Source organism: Flavobacteriales bacterium TMED191, assembly GCA_002171975.2.
GTDB lineage: Bacteria > Bacteroidota > Bacteroidia > Flavobacteriales > TMED113.
Map to the genome: position 1 here is coordinate 1 of NHIO02000055.1, position 19726 is coordinate 19726.

The 19726-nt window shown below is 30.9% G+C and carries 15 protein-coding genes and 4 tRNA genes; 1 reads left to right on the plus strand and 18 read right to left on the minus strand.

Annotation, left to right across the window (positions count from 1 at the left end; translation table 11 throughout):
- Positions 1 to 19 precede the first annotated feature (19 nt).
- The 17 genes from CBD51_006575 to CBD51_006655 all read right to left on the minus strand — a co-directional run bounded on the left by CBD51_006575 (position 20) and on the right by CBD51_006655 (position 16856).
- Positions 20 to 90 (minus strand) — tRNA-Trp (locus CBD51_006575).
- A 28-nt stretch (positions 91 to 118) separates the two neighbouring features.
- Positions 119 to 1306, minus strand: coding sequence for an elongation factor Tu (gene tuf, locus CBD51_006580; protein RPG57786.1), 1188 nt, complete (start codon positions 1304 to 1306; stop codon positions 119 to 121).
- Positions 1307 to 1445: 139 nt separating this feature from the next.
- Positions 1446 to 1521, minus strand: a tRNA-Gly gene (locus CBD51_006585).
- An 18-nt stretch (positions 1522 to 1539) separates the two neighbouring features.
- Positions 1540 to 1624: transfer RNA gene (locus CBD51_006590), tRNA-Tyr, on the minus strand.
- 19 nt (positions 1625 to 1643) lie between these two features.
- Positions 1644 to 1720 (minus strand) — tRNA-Thr (locus CBD51_006595).
- Positions 1721 to 1907: 187 nt separating this feature from the next.
- Entirely contained in the window at positions 1908 to 2783 is an 876-nt protein-coding gene (locus CBD51_006600) for an integrase (protein ID RPG57787.1), read from the minus strand.
- Between the two features lie 76 nt (positions 2784 to 2859).
- Entirely contained in the window at positions 2860 to 3054 is a 195-nt protein-coding gene (locus tag CBD51_006605; GenBank protein RPG57788.1) for a 30S ribosomal protein S21, read from the minus strand.
- Between the two features lie 47 nt (positions 3055 to 3101).
- On the minus strand, positions 3102 to 4238 hold the full coding sequence (locus CBD51_006610) for an acyl-CoA dehydrogenase (protein ID RPG57789.1): 1137 nt from the start codon (positions 4236 to 4238) through the stop codon (positions 3102 to 3104).
- A 2-nt stretch (positions 4239 to 4240) separates the two neighbouring features.
- Positions 4241 to 5938 (minus strand): alanine:cation symporter family protein, encoded by a 1698-nt coding sequence (locus CBD51_006615; protein RPG57799.1) that lies wholly within the window; start codon positions 5936 to 5938, stop codon positions 4241 to 4243.
- A gap of 143 nt (positions 5939 to 6081) precedes the next feature.
- Complete coding sequence (locus CBD51_006620) at positions 6082 to 6963, minus strand: SDR family oxidoreductase (protein ID RPG57790.1); 882 nt, start codon at positions 6961 to 6963, stop codon at positions 6082 to 6084.
- Position 6964: 1 nt separating this feature from the next.
- Positions 6965 to 7783: an orotidine-5'-phosphate decarboxylase gene (gene pyrF, locus CBD51_006625; protein ID RPG57791.1), complete on the minus strand. Its 819-nt coding sequence runs from the start codon at positions 7781 to 7783 to the stop codon at positions 6965 to 6967.
- Entirely contained in the window at positions 7784 to 8848 is a 1065-nt protein-coding gene (locus tag CBD51_006630) for a peptide chain release factor 1 (protein ID RPG57792.1), read from the minus strand. It abuts the gene before it with no gap.
- Positions 8849 to 8851: 3 nt separating this feature from the next.
- On the minus strand, positions 8852 to 10006 hold the full coding sequence (locus tag CBD51_006635) for a phosphoribosylformylglycinamidine cyclo-ligase (GenBank protein ID RPG57793.1): 1155 nt from the start codon (positions 10004 to 10006) through the stop codon (positions 8852 to 8854).
- Between the two features lie 79 nt (positions 10007 to 10085).
- Positions 10086 to 12452: a hypothetical protein gene (locus CBD51_006640; GenBank protein ID RPG57794.1), complete on the minus strand. Its 2367-nt coding sequence runs from the start codon at positions 12450 to 12452 to the stop codon at positions 10086 to 10088.
- 84 nt (positions 12453 to 12536) lie between these two features.
- Positions 12537 to 13550 carry a glutamine synthetase gene (locus CBD51_006645; GenBank protein RPG57795.1) on the minus strand — a complete coding sequence of 338 codons (1014 nt, stop codon included), beginning with the start codon at positions 13548 to 13550 and terminating at the stop codon, positions 12537 to 12539.
- 165 nt (positions 13551 to 13715) lie between these two features.
- Complete coding sequence (locus CBD51_006650; protein RPG57800.1) at positions 13716 to 13901, minus strand: twin-arginine translocase TatA/TatE family subunit; 186 nt, start codon at positions 13899 to 13901, stop codon at positions 13716 to 13718.
- A gap of 6 nt (positions 13902 to 13907) precedes the next feature.
- A complete protein-coding gene (locus CBD51_006655) occupies positions 13908 to 16856 on the minus strand; it encodes a protein translocase subunit SecDF (GenBank protein RPG57796.1) in 2949 nt (982 codons plus the stop codon).
- A gap of 204 nt (positions 16857 to 17060) precedes the next feature.
- On the opposite strand from CBD51_006655, the gene CBD51_006660 reads away from it, so the two are divergent.
- The gene (locus CBD51_006660) at positions 17061 to 19367 is read left to right on the plus strand and encodes a T9SS C-terminal target domain-containing protein (protein RPG57797.1); all 2307 of its coding nucleotides are present in this window, start codon (positions 17061 to 17063) and stop codon (positions 19365 to 19367) included.
- Here the strand turns inward: CBD51_006660 and CBD51_006665 are convergent.
- The coding region (locus CBD51_006665) for a malate dehydrogenase (GenBank protein RPG57798.1) at positions 19364 to 19726 on the minus strand (363 nt) is incomplete at its 5' end. The two genes, CBD51_006660 and CBD51_006665, sit on opposite strands and share 4 nt — an antisense overlap.

Consider the following 19726-nt stretch of genomic DNA (forward strand, 5'->3'; position numbering starts at 1 on the left):
TAATATAATACCTATTAAGCACGGGTAGAGAGAGTCGAACTCCCATCAACGGTTTTGGAGACCGCTATGCTACCATTACACCATACCCGTAAATGATAGGAATTCTTTTCCTCTATTACTACTCTATTATTTCTGTAACTTGACCAGCACCAACAGTTCTACCACCTTCTCTTATAGCAAAACGAACTCCTTTACTAATAGCTACTGTATTAATCAAATCAACAGTTATTGATAAATTATCTCCTGGCATACACATTTCTGTTCCTTCAGGAAGAGTAATTTCACCTGTAACATCAGTTGTTCTAATATAGAATTGCGGTCGATATTTATTATGGAAAGGTGTGTGTCTACCTCCTTCCTCTTTTTTAAGAACATAAACTTCCGCTTTAAACTTCTTGTGAGGTGTAACTGATCCTGGTTTAGCAATTACCATTCCTCTTTTAATATCAGTTTTTTCAATTCCTCTTAAAAGAATACCAGCATTATCACCCGCTTCACCTCTATCAAGAATTTTTCTAAACATTTCAATTCCCGTAACAGTAGAAGATAGTTTTTCTGCTCCCATACCAATAATATCAACAGCATCACTAGTATTTACAACTCCAGATTCTATACGGCCTGTAGCAACAGTACCTCTACCAGTAATAGTGAACACATCCTCTATTGGCATTAAGAAATCTAAATCAACATCCCTTTTTGGCATTTCAATCCAAGTATCAACCCCTGCCATTAATTCCATAATTTTTTCCTCCCATTGTGCTTCTCCGTTTAAACCACCTAAAGCAGAACCTGTTATTATAGGAGTATTATCTCCATCAAATTCATAAAAACCTAATAATTCTCTTACTTCCATCTCTACTAACTCTAAAAGTTCAGCATCATCAACCATGTCAGCTTTATTCATGAATACAACCATTCTAGGAACCCCTACTTGTCTAGCTAATAGTATATGCTCTCTAGTCTGAGGCATTGGTCCATCAGTAGCAGCAACTACCATAATTGCACCATCCATTTGAGCAGCACCAGTTACCATATTTTTTACATAGTCAGCGTGACCAGGACAATCCACGTGTGCATAGTGTCTATTCTCAGTTTCATACTCAACATGAGAAGTGTTAATAGTTATACCTCTTTCTTTCTCTTCAGGTGCATTATCAATTGCATCAAAATCTCTAACTTCTGCAAAACCTTTTTTTGAAAGAACTTTTGTAATAGCAGCAGTTAATGTAGTCTTACCATGATCTACGTGACCAATAGTACCTATATTAAGATGCGGCTTACTACGTTGAAAATTTTCTTTTGCCATGACTTTTAAATTTTAAAATTATTATTAAATTATATTATTATTATTATTATTATTATTCACTTATACTATCTAATACTTAATTACTAAAACCAAGTATTTAATAATTATTTTTTTGCATTTTTTATAAAAAATGCAAAAATAGAGCGGAAGACGAGACTCGAACCCGCGACCCTCAGCTTGGAAGGCTGATGCTCTACCAACTGAGCTACTCCCGCAAAATAGTTAATCCCAAATTGTGGGGGAAAGAGGATTCGAACCTCTGAAGGCTAAGCCAGCAGATTTACAGTCTGCCCTCGTTGACCGCTTGAGTATTCCCCCTATTTCAACCTTAATTGAATCGAGCCGATGGAGGGACTCGAACCCACGACCTGCTGATTACAAATCAGCTGCTCTAGCCAGCTGAGCTACATCGGCAAAATATCAACACGGACTTCAATAACATCAAAAAACCCAACTACACATCCACAATTCAAAATTTCAAAAAACAACCCTAAATAACAGATAAAAAAACAAACCTATACTATTAAGGGAGTGCAAATTTATTAAAACATTTTTCTTTTACAAAGAATAAATCCCTTTTTTTTTCATTTTTCTACCACAACTAACCTCTTGGATGTGAATTTTTGTATACATTTTTGATTTTATCACTTGAAATATGTGTATAAACTTGTGTTGATAATAAGGAAGAATGACCCAACAACTCTTTTATAGCATTTAAATCAGCTCCATTATTCAACAAATGAGTTGCAAATGCATGTCTTAATACGTGGGGACTTGTTTTACTAACACTACTAACCAAAGATAAATAATGATTTACAACTCTATAAATCAGTTTAGGATATGTTTTCTTACCCTTTTCAGTTAAAAATAAAAATGAACTAGACATGTTTAACTGACTCCTAAATTCATTATACTCCTTGAATAAAAAAATAATAGAATTTACCAAAGGAATCAGTCGTTGCTTGTTTCTTTTTCCTAATATTTTTACATTTTTTTCATTAATATTAAAATCATTGATTTTAATATTAATCAACTCTGACAATCTAATGCCGGTTTGATAAAATAATTCCAACATCAACCTATCACGTGTACCTTTAAAATCATTTGAAAAAATATTATCAGAATCAAATAATTTTTTAAGAGATAATTGTGACATAACAATAGGCAATTTCTTATCTTCTTTTAATGATTTTATCATTAAAACAGGGTTATAAAGCACTAGTTTTTCTCGTTGACAAAATTTAAAATAAGTTTTAAGTGCACTTAATTTTCTATTAATTGTTTTTGCTAATATTTCCTGCTGTTTTAATTCTACTAACCATGATCTAATTTGCTTAACAGTTACTAACGAAGGACTTTCGACATTAAGATCAAGAAATTTATAAAAAGATGAAATATCATTTTCGTACGCAGTAATGGTGTGTACTGAGTAATTACGTTCATTCTCAAGGTAATTTCTAAATTTTACAAGTAACATAACAAAAGTAAAATTGAAAATTAAGAAAACTAATCAAGGATTAATGAAAATTTGGTTCTTAAAAAGCGAAGTATCTTTATTTTTCTTGAGAATNAACAAAAGCTTGAGAATACTTTGCTTTTAGTAACTCTTCTCTTCTTTGAGTAGACTTTTTAACAAAAGTCTTTCTACCACGAATTTCACGCAACGTACCAACTTTGTCAAATTTTCTTTTAAATCTTTTAAGAGCTCTGTCAATAGACTCGCCTTCTTTTACAGGTATAATTATCATTAATAAAAATATTTAAAGATGCGAATTTAGTACTTTTTTAATGAATATCAAATTAAGTGCTTAGAAATAACTAATTTTTGAATTTCTGATGTACCTTCTCCAATAGTACATAGTTTAGAATCTCTATAAAACTTTTCAACTGGAAAATCCTTTGTATAACCATAACCTCCAAAAATCTGAACAGCTTCATTAGAAATTTTAACGCACGCTTCTGAACTATAATACTTTGCCATGGCGCTCTCCTTGGTAACTGACTTATTGTTCATAATTAACTGACAAGCCTGATAAATTAACATTTCACTAGCTTCAATTTCCAAATACATGTCAGCTAACTTAAATGATATGGCCTGGAAATTAGATATTGATTTACCAAACTGTTTTCTTTCTTTTGAATAATGTAAACTAGCTAAATAAGCACCTTTAGAAATCCCCAGGGATAATGCAGCAATAGAAATACGCCCTCCATCTAAAACCTTCATAGCCTGAATAAACCCCTCTCCCTCTTTGCCAATTAGATTAAAATCATTAACCTCACAGTTGTCAAATATAACTTCAGATGTCTCAGATGCTCGCATACCTAATTTATTTTCTTTTTTCCCATATTTAACACCAGGGTTTTTTCTGTCCACAACAAATACAGATATTCCTCTAGAATCACCTTTTTCTCCAGTCCTTGTCATAGTAACAATAATATCCGAACTTATACCATGTGTAATCCAATTCTTAGTACCATTTATAATCCACTTATCACCTTTCTTAACTGCTGTAGTATCCATTCTCATTGCATCTGAACCAGTTCCAGTTTCAGTTAATGCCCATGCACCCAAATATTCTCCAGAAGATAATTTTGGCAACCATTTCATTTTTTGTTTCTCATTTCCAAATTTTAAAATATGACCAACGCATAATGAATTATGAGCAGCAACAGATAGTGAGATAGAACCACAAACTTTTGCTATTTCTGAAATTATAGTAACATATTCGTTATATCCTAACCCACTTCCACCATACTTAGTGGGAACAAGCACACCTAACATACCTAATTCACCAAGTTGTTTAAATACATGAATTGGAAAATATTGATCCTCATCCCACTTCATCATATTTGGATAGATCTCTCTTTTACAAAAATCGGTAATTGTTTGGCTAATAAGCTTTTGGTTTTCAGAGTAATTAAAGTCCATTGTTATTTAAATTTTTTTATAGTACCATTTTTAATTTTTTGCATATAATTACGTAAATCTAATTTGACTTCATTTGACATAATTAACATTCCAATTATGTTGGGGAATGCCATTGCTAAAATCATCATATCAGAAAAATCTACTACAGCGCCTAAACTTACTGAGGATCCAATCACTACAAATACCATAAACATAATTTTATAACTTAATTCTGATATCTTACTAGTACCAAATAAAAAGGTCCAAGATTTTAGCCCATAATAAGACCATGAAATCATTGTGGAAAATGCAAATAAAAGAATTGCAAGTGTTAATAAATAAGGAAACCAAGATATCACGCTCCCAAATGCTTGAGACGTTAATTCCGAACCTCCTAAACCATCAACATTTTCATAATTACCTGTTATAATAATTACAAAAGCCGTCATTGTACAAATTACTACCGTATCAATAAATGGTTCTAATAAAGCAACCATTCCCTCAGATACAGGTTCTTTTGTTTTAGCTGCAGAATGAGCAATTGAAGCTGAACCAACGCCTGCTTCGTTTGAAAAGGCAGCTCTTTTAAAACCAGTAATTAAAACCCCTACAACTCCACCTAAACCGGCTTCTGGAGTAAATGCACCACTGATGATTTCAGATATAACAAAACCAATATCTGAAAAATGCATTAAAATAATAATTGTTGATGCACCGACATATACAACTGCCATAAAAGGAACTATTTTTTCAGTTACCTTTGCAATACTTTTTATACCACCAATAATAACAAATCCCACAAGAAAGGCAAATACCATTCCAAAAATTGGTCCAAGATTAGATAAACTTGGAAAAATCCCCTTAATCGCTGAAAATGCTTGATTAGCTTGAAACATATTTCCACCACCTATAGAACCTCCAACACACAGTATTGCAAATAATACTGCTAAAAACTTACCTGTAAGTTTTAAGTTTCTTTTTGCCAACCCATCTCTCAGATAATACATAGGCCCTCCATAAACTACCCCATCAGAACTTATATGCCTATATTTAACTCCTAAAGTACACTCAACAAATTTTGAAGACATACCTAAAAGACCAGCTACAATCATCCAAAAAGTAGCACCAGCACCACCTAAACTGATAGCAATAGCTACACCAGCAATATTACCGAGACCAACTGTGCCAGACAAAGCAGTTGTTAGAGCCTGAAAATGGGAAACCTCCCCTTTATTATTAGGGTCATCATAATCTCCTTTAACTAATGATATGGCAAGTTTAAAACCTTTAAAGTTTATAAAACGCATTTTAAGAGTAAAGAAAATAGCACCAAAAACCAACCAAATAACAATGAAAGGAATATTTTTATCTAAACCGATGACCTTTGTTATATCAAAGAAAATTACACTGCCAATTACTTGTACAACAGGTTCAAATGTATTATTTATATTATTAGAAAATAAATTTATTTTATTTGAAAAACCATGAGANAATTCAAATACTTTATTGTCCTCAATTAAAACTAACTTATTATTAGTAATATGATTAACTTCAAAAACCCTTAATGTATCGTTAGGAAATGAATAATTTAAATGTATGACAGGATTAAAACCAGGAATTTCTTTAATTAACCATGTGCCAGAAGCTATTATATTGCTAACCTTATATTCAAATGCCCCATCCTTATGAAAAACAATAAAATCTGAGGGCCCTATATTCATATCTAAACCCTTAATGGCAGTATAAGAATATTCCTTAGTTATTGTCTCTTTAATTGATTCAACTGATAAATTAGATTTTGCTAGTAAATTACTAGAAATAAAAAAACCGATTGTTAGAATAATAATATATTTAAAAAAATATTTCATGATAATAATTTTAAAGATTGTAACAAACCTGTAGGCTTAAAATCTATGTCATTGATTGCTTTGTCAATCAATAAACTGGAATCTTTGGGCCTTTTAGCTATTTGACTTAATTCTTTTGAATTAGTTTTATTAATTAAGTTCATATTATAATTATAATGCTTTGCAATAGTACAAACAATCTGATAAACAGAAAGACGCTCACCATTTGATATATGATAAATTCCATATTTTTTCATATTAATTACTTTTAATATTGCCTGTTCTAAATCAACTACAAAAGTAGGTGTTCTAAATTGATCATTAACTATTTGTAATTCTATTTTTTTTTCCAAACTTGATTTCACCCAATATAAGAAATTAGATCTAGAATTATCTCCCGAGTATACTAATGAAGTTCTTAAAACTGTAAAATTAGATAACTTTTTTAATAATAATATTTCTGTTTCTAACTTGGAAGAACCATAGTAATTTACCGGAGCACAAACATCCGTTTCATTATAACCTCCCTTTTTACCACTAAAAACAAAATCAGAAGAAAGTTGAATAAAATGAATACCATATTTTTCAACAAGAGGAATAAAATTTAAAACACTGTTTGTGTTTATTCTAATACAAGATTTTTTACTCTTTTCACATTCATCAACATTTGTTAAAGCAGCGGCATTAATAATAACATCAGGTCTATATCTATTAATTATTATTTCACAGCTATCTAAAGAGGTAGTATCAAGCTCCTCATATACACCACCTAATATACTAAAACGATCATTACCCAAACCAGATGCAATGACATTATAGTTATATTTCAACAAACATGATCTTAATGCTTTTCCTACTAAACCATTTGCACCAGTAATTAAAATTTTATAAGACACCAAATTAAATTATTTTTTTTCTTTTTAAAATACCTTCCATTTGAATTTGAGTATTTAAACAAATTTCCCTAGAATACTTATAAAAATCTTTACTTTTATCTGCGTATATTATAGATCTTGACATATTAATTAACACACCACATGTGTCATTCATAGCATTATTACATACAGTTTTTAAATCACCACCTTGAGCGCCGACACCAGGGACTAAAAAGAAATGGTTAGGTGCCTTCTTTCGTACAAGTGACAATTCTAATTGACGTGTAGCACCAACAACAAACATAGTATTATTATAGTCAGACCATTTCAATGACTTATTAACCAAATCTAAATAAAAAGGATCACCTGATTGTGTAATTGTATTTTGCACTTCAAAGGCACTATCATTAGAAGTTGCAATTAACAAAATAACCCATTTATTTTTTCTTAAAAAAGGTTTTACACCATCAACTCCCATGTAAGGAGAAACAGTAACAGCATCACAACCAAAATAATCATAAAAAGTATCAGCATACATTTTAGCGGAATTAAAAATGTCCGATCTTTTTGCATCAGCAATTACAAAATGATCTTCAGGAATGTAATCAATTGTTTTTCTTAAACTTTTAATTCCCAATGGACCAAGTTTTTCATAAAAAGCTAAATTAGGTTTGTATGCAACACACAAATCCTTTGTTGCATCAATAATATGTTTATTAAACTGAAAAACAGGATCATCTTCCTTTAGCAAATGTTTTGGCATTAGATCTAAAACAGGGTCTAAACCAACACATAAAAAGGATTTTTTGCTACAAATATTACTAATTATTTTTTTTAAATTCATTTAACCAGCTTTTAGTCTTTCTGCATTTTCTGCAATTTTTAACTCTTCAATCAATTTACTAATATCACCATTAATTACTTCTGTAAGAGAATAAAGTGTAAGGTTAATGCGATGATCTGTAACACGACCTTGCGGATAATTATATGTACGTATTTTATCTGAACGATCTCCTGTTTTAACCATGGTCTTTCTCTGGCCTGCAATCTCTTCAGTTCGTTTTTTTAATTCTATTTCGTAAATTCTAGATCTTAAAACTTTCAATGCCTTAGCGTAATTCTTTATTTGAGATTTTTGATCTTGACATTGAGCAACTACCCCAGTTGGAACATGTGTTAAACGTACGGCTGAATATGTAGTATTTACTGACTGACCTCCAGGACCTGAGGAACAATATGTTTCCTTCTTAATATCATTCTCTTTTAATTCAATATCAAAATCTTCAACTTCTGGGAGAACTACTACTGAAGCTGCTGAAGTATGAACTCTTCCCTGCGTTTCAGTTTGAGGGACTCTTTGTACTCTATGAACACCTGACTCATATTTTAATATACCATAAACATCTGCGCCACTAACACTAAATACAATTTCCTTAAAACCTCCAGAAACACCTTCACTAACATCCATTAATTCTTGCTTCCATTTCTTAGAGTCAATAAATTTAGTATACATCCTAAACAAATCTCCAGCAAAGATACTAGCTTCATCTCCACCAGCACCTGCTCTAATTTCAACTACAGCATTTTTAGAATCGTCTGGATCTTTTGGTATTAATAATAATTTAACATCTTCTTCTAAAATACCCTTTAAATCTAAAGACTCATCTAAATCAGCCTTTGCTAAATCCTTGAGTTCCAAATCCTCTTCATTTTTTAAAATATCTTTTGCTTCACTTATATTGTCAATAATTTTTATATACTGGTTAATTTTTTCAACAATTGGTTCAAGATCCTTATACTCCTTACTTAGTTTTATGTAGTTTTGCATATCCGATATAATTTCCGGCTGAACAATTAACTCGGAAACCTCAATAAATCGATCTTTTATTGCATTTAATTTGTCTATCATAACTTAATAAACTAATGTTCCACCTGGAGATTCAATAGTTAATTTCTTACCAACTGCACGCTCTACGTATCCAATAACTTTTGCCTCTAAATTAAATGAGTTTGCAATCTTAATAATATCCTTTGCAGAACTTTTATCAACATATAGCTCCATTCTGTGTCCCATATTAAAAACTTTGTACATTTCACTCCATGATGAACCAGATTCATTTTTAATCAAATTAAATAAGGGAGGCGGGGTAAACATATTATTTTTATAAATATGAAGATCATTAATGAAATGTAAAATTTTTGTTTGTCCTCCTCCAGTACAATGAATCATACCATGAATATTTTTTTTATACAAACTAAATACTTCCTTAATAACCGGAGCGTATGTTCGAGTTGGAGAAAGAACCAACTTACCTAAAGATATATTATCCAATTTGTCAAATAAAGATTTTGTACCACTATAAACCAAACTTTGATCAATTGCAGAATCAAAACTCTCAGGAAAGTTTAAAGCAAGATCTTTATTAAAAATATCATGTCGAGCAGAAGTCAAACCATTACTACCAATCCCAGAATTATACTCTGATTCATAACTTGTTTGCCCCGATGACGAAAGTCCAACAATTACATTCCCCTCATGAATATTTGCATTGTCAATAATATCATTTTTATGGATTCTTGTGACAATTGTATTATCAAGAATCAATGTTCTAACAAGATCACCCACATCAGCAGTTTCACCACCAGCAGAGGAAATTTTAATCCCCCACTCTCCATACATGTTTAACAATTCATCTGTAGAATTAATAATACTAGAAATAACATCCCCAGAAATATTATGCTTATTTCTTCCGATCGTAGATGAAAAAATAAAGTTATCTATTGCTCCAACACAAAGTAAGTCATCAATATTCATAACCAATGAGTCCTGGGCAATACCCTTCCAAACTGAAAAATCATTTGTTTTTTTCCAATAAATATAAGCTAAAGAAGATTTTGTGCCGGCCCCATCAGCATGCATAGCCAAAACATAATTATCATCACCAGATAAATTATCAGGAATTAACTTGCAAAATGCTTGAGGATATAAACCTTTATCAAGGTTTTTAATTGCATTATGTACATCCTCTTTATTAGCTGAAACACCTCTCTCTAAATACTTTTCCATAAATTATTCTAAACAAAAAGAGCATCTCGACGGATACTCTTTTTTTTATTACAAATCTAATTAACACTAAACTCGATTTTTAATTAAGTTGTTGAATAAAATTGCCAGTAGATTTTTTCATTGGAACAATCTTACCATCCTTATCAATGGAGGCATCTTTAACAGCACCATTTTCTTTTGTGTTATTTGGGTTTTCATTTAACCAGCTCTTGAAGTCATCACTTAATATTTTAAAATCTGTCCTTCTGTTTTTTTGATGAGCTAATTCTTGCAAACGTTTCTTTTTTAAACCAATAATATACTCACGATTTAATTCACCTATAGGCAATCCTAGGTTAGAATTATCCAAAATTGTAGGCTCAGTATCAGCCATTCCAACTGCAATCAACCTTCTTGAATCAACACCTTTTGACACTAAATAATCAACACAGCTTGACGCACGGTCATAAGATAGTCTAGTATTTAGAGTATCACTTCCTCGAAAATCAGTATGTGACCTTAACTCTACAACAACATTAGGCCAATCATTATTTAATAAAGAAGCTAAGGAATCTAGCTCAGCCTTTGATTCGGTTCTTAGATCAGATTTACCTAAATCAAATAAAACGCTATTTAAAACTAAAGGACGTCTCATAGTTTTCATCTCAATTGGACTACGAGTCATATCAAAAGCATCATGACCTATTCTTTCAGAAATTTTTCCATGTATAGGGGTTTTTTCGTTAATAGTTTGAATATCTTCATTGATTAAGTTACGAGTTGTAATGGTTGTATCTACAATTTGAAAAAACCAATCTTTATTAACAACTAATCGATAATCATTGTTTTCTTCAAAATTTTCGTCACCGAAATTAAATCTACCTTCGTTATCAGTCAATACAATTTTACTAAAAGAAGGGCCAATTAGTTCAACTTTTGCCATTTTGATTGGCAAACCATCTTCTACATCAACAACTTGACCTTCTAAAGTGAAAAAAGTTCTTTTTTTATCAAAATAATAAATATCCGCATTTCCTTTGCTTTTCCATTTGGAGCCAACTCTGTTAGAGGAAATATAACCTTTTAATTCTTGTTCATTTTCAATCTTCTCATCCAAAAATACAATACCAAAATCATCGTAACAAGTATTCATAGGGTATTTTAAATTAACTGCCTCTTTAAATAATGTTTCCGCAGAACCATCAGATGAGGGATTATATTCTGCTTTAAATATATCTAATCCTCCCATACCCAGTCTTCCGTCAGAGGAAAAATAAAAATTATTTGTTTCACGATTATAATGTGCAAAGCCTTCATTACCAGAACTATTTATGTGTTCGCCTAGGTTCTCTGGCTTGCCCCAAGATTTTTTTCGCCTATCATATTTTGTGACATAAATATCAGAACCTCCAAACCCCCCTTCCATTTCAGCTGAAAAAAATAAAGTCTTATCATCTGCCCCATATGCAGGACCATGAACATCAATAAGGACAGTAATACCATTCGCATCAATTGAATCAACAGGGATTTGTTCCATAACTGCTGGCTCAGGAACTAATTGACCGCCTTTAAATGATGCAGAAAAAATTCTTACACCTTGGTATTGATTTTTTGAAAACAATGCCCTAGTAAAAAGCATTTTGGTACCACGAGGGTTGAATGATAGAACACCTTCTTCAGAATTTTTTAAATTAACAGCTTCTTCAAGGCCGTTCATCAAGTTAGTTAATGGCTTAGATCCATCTTTAGTATCATTGAGACCTTCTACATCCCACTCTACAGGAATAATGTTTGAAGTTATCCTTTTCTTTTTATCACCTTTTTTAGGGATTTTTTTACAAACCATAAAAATATCAGAGAAAGGTTGACCTGTTTGATGATTTTGATTTTTACCTAGCACATCATCTCTTGATGACGTGAAAAAAAGTTCATAATCAGATTTTTTAGCTTTAGGTCTTAAAACTGGTGAAAAATCGTTTCCTGGTGAATTAATTTTACCAGCATTTAATACTCTATACTTACTTCCTTCAATAATCCATTCTTGAGACAAACGAAGTGACTCCATAGCTTTCAAACCTTTCGAGTCATTAGGCTTAAGACTTAAAAAAATCTGATACTGCTCTTTAGCTTTATCAAACTTCTCCATACCCTTATAACATTCTGCTAAATAGTAATGAACTTGAGGGTTGTCATGCCTCATTTTAAGTGTTCTTCTAAAATTAGTTTCTGCTTTTTTATAATCGCCTAAAAAGTAGTAGCACTGAGCTAACTTAAAACTAATTTTATTTTTTTCTGTACGATCATCCGATCTCGAGTAAGCACGCTTAAAAATAGTCTCCGCTTTGCCAAACTCAGAATTATCAAACGCTTTCATAGCTTTAACAAAGTCACCTGACTGTTGACTAAAGCTAGTAAAGGATAGAAACAAAAGAATGATTAATAATGGTATATGATATTGATTTTTCATTTTTTTTTTTTTGAACACAATTTTTAGTATACAGCAATTTAACAATAATTTTCGTACAAGAAAAAAAATGTTTCAATTAGATGCTTAAATAGAAGTTCCGCTAACGGTATCAATCATAATCGCAACAATCCTGTAAGGATCGGCATTGGAAGCAGGTCTTCTATCTTCTAAATATCCTTTCCAATTTGAGGACGGCATAGATATTGGAATTCTAATCGAAGCTCCTCTATCTGAAACGCCAAAACTAAACTTATCAATTGATTGAGTTTCGTGCAAACCAGTTAAACGTTGCTCATTTGCAGAACCATACTCAGCAATATGTTTGTCATGAGTTTTTTCTAAAGAAACACATATGGCATCTATGTATTCTTTTCCACCCTGAGTACGCATTTTTTCGTTTGAAAAATTACAATGCATACCAGAACCATTCCAGTCACCCTGAACCGGCTTCGGATGAAATTCAATACCAACTCCAAACTCTTCAGTAACTCTATGAAGTAAATATCTTGCAACCCACAAGTCATCTCCTGCCTCATACGGGTTCTTACCTAAAACTTGAAACTCCCACTGACCTAATAAAACTTCAGCATTAATTCCAGTAATATTCAGACCAGCCTCTAAACATAAATCTAGATGAGCTTCAACAATTTCTCGACCGGCAACATTTTTATTGCCAACCGAACAATAATACATTCCTTGGGGATTAGGGAATCCGTGATCGGGAAATCCTAATGGACGTGCACCGTCCATCAATGTGTATTCTTGTTCGAATCCAAACCAATAATCATCATAACCATTAGGGATTTTGGCACGAGTATTAGTTATGTGAGGATTACCATCTGCATTGTAGACTTCACATAACACAAGAAATGCATCTAATCTAGCTGGATCATCATAAATTGCGACAGGTTTTAAAACACAATCAGAAGCGCTTCCCTCTGCCTGTAAAGTAGAACTGCCGTCAAAAGACCAATCAGGTAACTTAGCTAGATCTTTTTTATCAAATTCTTTAAAATTTAGAATTTTTGTTTTACTTCTAAGATTTGCTTCTGGTTGATATCCATCCAACCAAATATATTCAAATTTAAAGGGAGTCATTAGTTAATTAATTTAGTAAGGTTTAAACTTCTCATAAAAGAGACATAACGTCATAAATGTATTATTTTAAAATATAATTATTCGTTATTGTGTTTAATTTTTATTAACATAAGACACTTTTTATTAACATAAATCTTTTTTTTAATAAGAGACGAAATAATTCTTTTAATTCTCATTATTTATGTCAAAATCATTGTATAAATCGTGGATAGACCTTCTCAAATAATTAAAAAAACGTCCAAAATCACGCATTAAGTGAGGAAGATTTTTAGAGCCAAAAAATATTAGATAAATGAATGAAATAATTAAAATTTCCCCAAAACCTAGACTAAATAATAATAATTTCAAAATAGCAAATTATGAATTATTATTTTTGGTAGTATCAAACATTATTGGAGAAGCTATAAATAATGAGGAATAAGTACCAACTACAACACCAATCATTATAGCAAACATAAAGCCTCTAACTATCTCACCACCGAAAAGAAAAATCACGAACAAAACAAAGAATGTAGTTAAAGAAGTATTAATAGTTCTACTTAATGTACTATTTAATGCCTTATTTATAACATCAATAGGCTCGCCCACCTTGACATCCATATACTCTCTAATTCTATCAAAGACAACTACTGTATCATTTAATGAATATCCAATAACAGTTAATACAGCTGCTATAAAAGCTTGATCAATTTCTAAAGAAAATGGCAATAAACCATAAAAAATTGAAAAAATGGATAACAATATAAGTACATCATGAAAAACTGCAATTACAGCTCCTAAACTATATTGCCATCTTTTAAAACGCAGTAATATATAGAGAAATATCAAAAATAGAGAAAAGAGTATTGACCAAAATGCAGAACTTTTAATATCATCAGCAATTGTTGGACCAACTAGTTGTGAACTCATTATTTCATATTTATCATAAGCAGATAAACCTGTGTTTAATTTTTCTTCTACAATTTCATCTGCTTCTAAATCATTAATTAAATAATTGGTGGTTATCTTAACTTGATTAGTTGAACCAAAGGTTTTTACTTCTGGATACATCTTTAAATTATTTTCAGAGACAAAATATTCACCTAAATTACTTCTTAATTCACTTGTTACTACAGGTTTTTCAAATCTTACAATATAAGTTCTTCCGCCCTGAAAATCGACTCCTTGATTTAAACCTTTAGTAAATAAAGAAAAAACACCAATTGAAATGATTAAAGCAGATAAAAAATAATAACGTTTTCGATTAGACAAAAATGATACGTTTAACTTTTTAAAAGCATTGTTGGTAATAAAATTGGAAAATTTAATTTTCCGCTTAGAGTTAATGCGAGATTCGAATATAATACGTGTAACGAATATTGCGCAAAATAAAGAAGTTAAAATTCCGATAATTAAAGTCGTTGCAAATCCTTTGATAGGACCTGAACCAAAATAAAACAATACAACACCGGTAAGCAATGTAGTGATATTTGCATCAATAATTGAACTATATGCCTGCATATAGCCATCCCTGATAGCTAAAGTTAATCCTTTTCCCTGTGAAATCTCTTCCCTTATCCTCTCGTAAATCAATACATTAGCATCTACAGACATACCAATAGTTAAAACTATACCTGCAATACCCGGAAGAGTTAAAACACCTCCTAAACCTGAAAGAGCACCAAAAATAAAGAACATATTTATCAATAATGCAACATTAGATGCAACTCCAGCATGCATGTAATAAAAAATCATATAGACCAGGATAAAACCAAGAGCAATAAGGAAAGATTTATAACCTGACTCAATAGCTTCCTGACCTAATGAAGGACCGACAATTTCAGATTGTATTATCCTAGCAGGAGCAGGTAATTTACCTGCTTTAAGAATATTTGCCAAATCCTGAGCCTCGTCCAATGTAAAATCTCCTGAAATAACGGAGCTTCCACCTGAAATTTCTGCGTTTACAACAGGAAAAGAATAAACATAGTCATCTAGAACAACAGCAATCGAATTACCAATATTCTCTTTGGTAATTTTTTGCCATAATCTAGCACCAGTTCTATTCATACGCATATTAATTTGTGGATTACCAAACTGATCTATGTCTTGACTAGCATCAACAATTACATCGCCTGAAAGACGAGCCTTATCTTCTCGATTTGACTTAACTGCAATAAGTCGTAATCTTTCTTTGCTGTCATCAAATGGCTTAGCTTCCCATAAAAATTTTATATTTCTAAACTCTGATGGAATTAGTGACATCAATTCACTAGATTTTAAATATTCATTAACTTTAGAAGTATCCTTAACAAGAGAACTACCTACAACTGGACCAGGTATAATCTGCAAGCCATTAGTATTTGGATCAATAGCAGCGTTAGGTTGTAGAACATCAAATAAAACATTTTGCAATGTTGAATCACTTGTTTCAGCATCTAATACCAAATCACCTAAATCATCATCTTTGTCAGATTGAATTGTTTCATTGCTTTCAGTTTTAATTTGATCAGCAAATTTATCATTTAATGCAAAATTTACTTCTTGAAAAAAATTAAATAATCTTGTATTATCATATGTTTCCCAAAATTCCAAAACAGCTGCACTTTGTAATAATTTTTTTACTCTTACAACATCTTTAACACCAGGAAGTTCAACAATTATTCTACCTGTACGCTCAGCCTTTTGAATATTAGGGGATGCAACTCCAAATTTATCAATTCTAGCTCTTAAAACAGTAAATGCTCTATCAACAGCTCCTTCGGCTTCGGTTCTTATAACACGCATAACTTCCTCATCCGAAGAATCACTAGGAATCTTATCTCTTAAGTCCTTGTTACCGAAAATTCTTGGAGATGATAATCGAGTAGACATTTGTGAATTTGAATTAAGTTCTTTAAATGAATTTTCGAATAACGTTAAATAATCTAATTGACTATCCTTTTCTTGTTCAGAAGCTAATTGTAAAGCTTGATTAAATATTGGATCAATACTATTGTCTGATAAAGCCATTAAAATGTCTTTCATGGAAATCTCCAAAGTAACATTCATTCCACCTTGTAAATCTAGACCTAATTTTAATTCACTATCTTGACATTCTGAAAGAGTCCAGGATTTCTGACCAAAAAACAACCAAGGTGTATAAACAGCTTCATTTGCTATAGAGTCTAAATAATACTGTTCCAATTGAAAATCACCATTAGCAAACTCTTCTGCTTTATTTTGTTCTCTATTTACTACGAAAGTAAAGGACAAAGAAAAAAGAAAAGAGATAAAAAATATAATACCAATAAAACCAATTAAATTTCTAACGTTACTATTTTTCATAATCTTAATTATAAGTGAACGCAAATATAAAAAAAAGAAACTAAGTTTTAACACAAAATAACAGTCGCTGTATATAATTATATTATAAATGTGTTCAAATAACTAGTTGAAACATATAATAATTAAGCAATTTTAAAGAATTTTAATTGATTATAAAATGAGAGATTTGTTGTACCTTTAATAAAAATCTTTAACCTAAAAAAGATGAAAAAAAAGACATTACTGATGACCCTGTTTGTCACATTAAGTATGATTTGTAATAGCCAAATCGACTTCATTCAAAACAATAATATATCCGTATATAAAAATGGTCAAGAATTACAAAATCCCTGGGCAGGAGGATTAAATTTTTGTCAATTTTCAAAAATTGATCTAGACCTTAATGGTGTAAATGATTTGTTTGTTTTTGATAAGTCTGGAAAAAATGGTACGCGTAATGGAAATAAAAAAAGTACATTTTTATTCGATGCAAATACAAATACCTACAAATTTGCACCGGAATACATAAATAATTTTCCAGAATTAGTCGATTGGGCACTTCTTGTAGATTATAATCAAGATTTAAAAGTCGATATTTTTACAAGTCTCAACTCCTCAATTGCACTATACACAAATAACTCTAATAATGAATTGTCATTTACTTTTACAAAAATACTAACATCTGACGCAGGATTTGGTCCAATCAATCTATATGTTAGTGGTTCAGATATTCCAGCAATTGTTGATATCGATGGCGATAATGATATTGATATTCTTACTTTTAATCCAGCTGGCAATCATGTTTATTTTCATGAAAATAAGTCTGTTCAAATGTTTGGAAATAGTGATAGTATTAATTTAATTAGGAGCGATGATTGCTGGGGAAAATTCCAAGAAGACTTTAGTACAAATAGTGTCACCATTAATTTAGATAATAATTGTAATGAGGTTAATGACGGTGGTAGATTTGCGCGACACTCTGGGTCAACACTATTAGCATTTGATATAAACCCAAGCAAAAACCAAAGTCTCGAACTATTATTAGGGGATCTAACATATGATAATATGGTTATGTTATACAATAGCGGGACTCAAGAAGAAGCATTAATTACAGATCAAGACTTAAATTTTCCTAATTACAACGAATCTATTGATTTAACTAAATTTCCAGGTGCATTTTATTTGGACATAAACAATGATAACTTAAAAGATTTAATAATAAGTCCAAATGGGGTTAATGTTTCTGAAAATCACAAAAATATTTTACTGTATGAGAATACAGGGGTAAATGAAGATGGTGAAACTCAATTTAATTTTATTGAAAATGACTTTTTAGTTAAAACAATGATTGATGTAGGATCTAATGCTATTCCAATTTTAAAAGACCTTAATAATGACAATTTAAATGACCTAATAATTGCTAATAAAGGCTATTTTGACAATGGCAATTATAATTCTAGTATATCTATTTTTGAAAATATTGGAACAATTGAAAATCCTATATTTAATTTTGTCACGGATGATTTTGCTAATATATCAACTGTTTTAGGCATTTTACCTAGCGTACAAGCATTACATCCAACTTTTGGTGATATTAATAATGATGGAAATATTGATATGATTATTGGAGATAATAATGGAGAATTATATTTATTTAAAAATGATGGTTCAATATTATCTGAATGGCCAACCTTTTTAGACTATGAATTATTAAATATCGATGTAGGAAGCTTTGCAGCACCACAATTAATAGACCTAAATAGAGATGGATTATTAGACCTTGTTATTGGTGAACGTATGGGAATTGATAACGGAGTTTATAATGGTATTAATTATTATCAAAATATAGGATCACTAACAAATCCTGAGTTCGAGGATTACACCCCTGTGCTAGCAAGCGGTGAGTTAGATGAAAACCAAAATGAAATCATGGTTAAAAGTCTTGGAGGAATTCATTTAGCAGACCCAACATATTTAACAGCATACACAGCTCCACAAATATTTGAGACTAATAATGAGTTCCACTTAGCTATTGGCACCGAACAAGGTAAAGTTTTTTTGTATGACAATCTTGAATTAGTTGACAACAATACATCTACTACTATATTAAATTTAGAAAGTGAATTTAATTTAATCACTGATGACTTATTAAGTAACACAAATTCCATTCATTCAAAAATTGCAATACAGGACTTAAATAACGACAATTTACCTGATGTGATTAGAGGTAATGCTAGTGGTGGATTAGAATTATTTTTAGCTAATAGTTTTAATATTTCAAGTCTAAATACCAATTTAGAGAAGATAGAAATATTTCCAAATCCTAACAATGGTAATTTTAATATCAAATTGCCCTTAAATAATAATGGCACTCTAACTATTTTCTCAATTCTTGGTAAAATAATATTAAATAAAAAAATAACATCAAATAAGGAAATTTATCAAATTTCAAATATCAAATCAGGAATTTATATTGTATCAATTAAAACAGAGAACCAAACCTACACAAAAAAAATAGTAGTTAATAATTAAAAAACCTTCATTTCACTTAATAACTCATTTGTTTTTTTAACAGACTTTGCCGATTGAATTAATAGATCATTTTCTTCAGCATTTAAGTTAATATCAACTATTTTTTCCACTCCTTTTTTACCCAACACAACTGGTACGCCAATTGCTAAATCGTATAAACCATATTCCCCGTCTAAAAAAACAGAACATGGAAACATCTTATGCTGATTACAAGCGATAGATTGAACTAAAGATGAAACTGCAGCACCAGGGGCATACCAAGCAGAGGTTCCCAACATTTTAGTTAATGTTGCGCCACCAACTTTAGTGTCGCTTTTGACTTTATCTAATACATCTTTAGATAAGAATTCAGTAACACT

What these genes read in the sequence shown, in the direction of transcription:
- CBD51_006600 (RPG57787.1), bottom strand. Translation starts at nt 2,783, where the DNA reads ATGTTACTTGTAAAATTTAGAAATTACCTTGAGAATGAACGTAATTAC.
- CBD51_006640 (RPG57794.1), bottom strand. Translation starts at nt 12,452, where the DNA reads ATGAAAAATCAATATCATATACCATTATTAATCATTCTTTTGTTTCTA.
- pyrF (RPG57791.1), bottom strand. Translation starts at nt 7,783, where the DNA reads ATGAATTTAAAAAAAATAATTAGTAATATTTGTAGCAAAAAATCCTTT.
- CBD51_006635 (RPG57793.1), bottom strand. Translation starts at nt 10,006, where the DNA reads ATGGAAAAGTATTTAGAGAGAGGTGTTTCAGCTAATAAAGAGGATGTA.
- tuf (RPG57786.1), bottom strand. Translation starts at nt 1,306, where the DNA reads ATGGCAAAAGAAAATTTTCAACGTAGTAAGCCGCATCTTAATATAGGT.
- CBD51_006660 (RPG57797.1), top strand. Translation starts at nt 17,061, where the DNA reads ATGAAAAAAAAGACATTACTGATGACCCTGTTTGTCACATTAAGTATG.
- CBD51_006655 (RPG57796.1), bottom strand. Translation starts at nt 16,856, where the DNA reads ATGAAAAATAGTAACGTTAGAAATTTAATTGGTTTTATTGGTATTATA.
- CBD51_006630 (RPG57792.1), bottom strand. Translation starts at nt 8,848, where the DNA reads ATGATAGACAAATTAAATGCAATAAAAGATCGATTTATTGAGGTTTCC.
- CBD51_006610 (RPG57789.1), bottom strand. Translation starts at nt 4,238, where the DNA reads ATGGACTTTAATTACTCTGAAAACCAAAAGCTTATTAGCCAAACAATT.
- CBD51_006645 (RPG57795.1), bottom strand. Translation starts at nt 13,550, where the DNA reads ATGACTCCCTTTAAATTTGAATATATTTGGTTGGATGGATATCAACCA.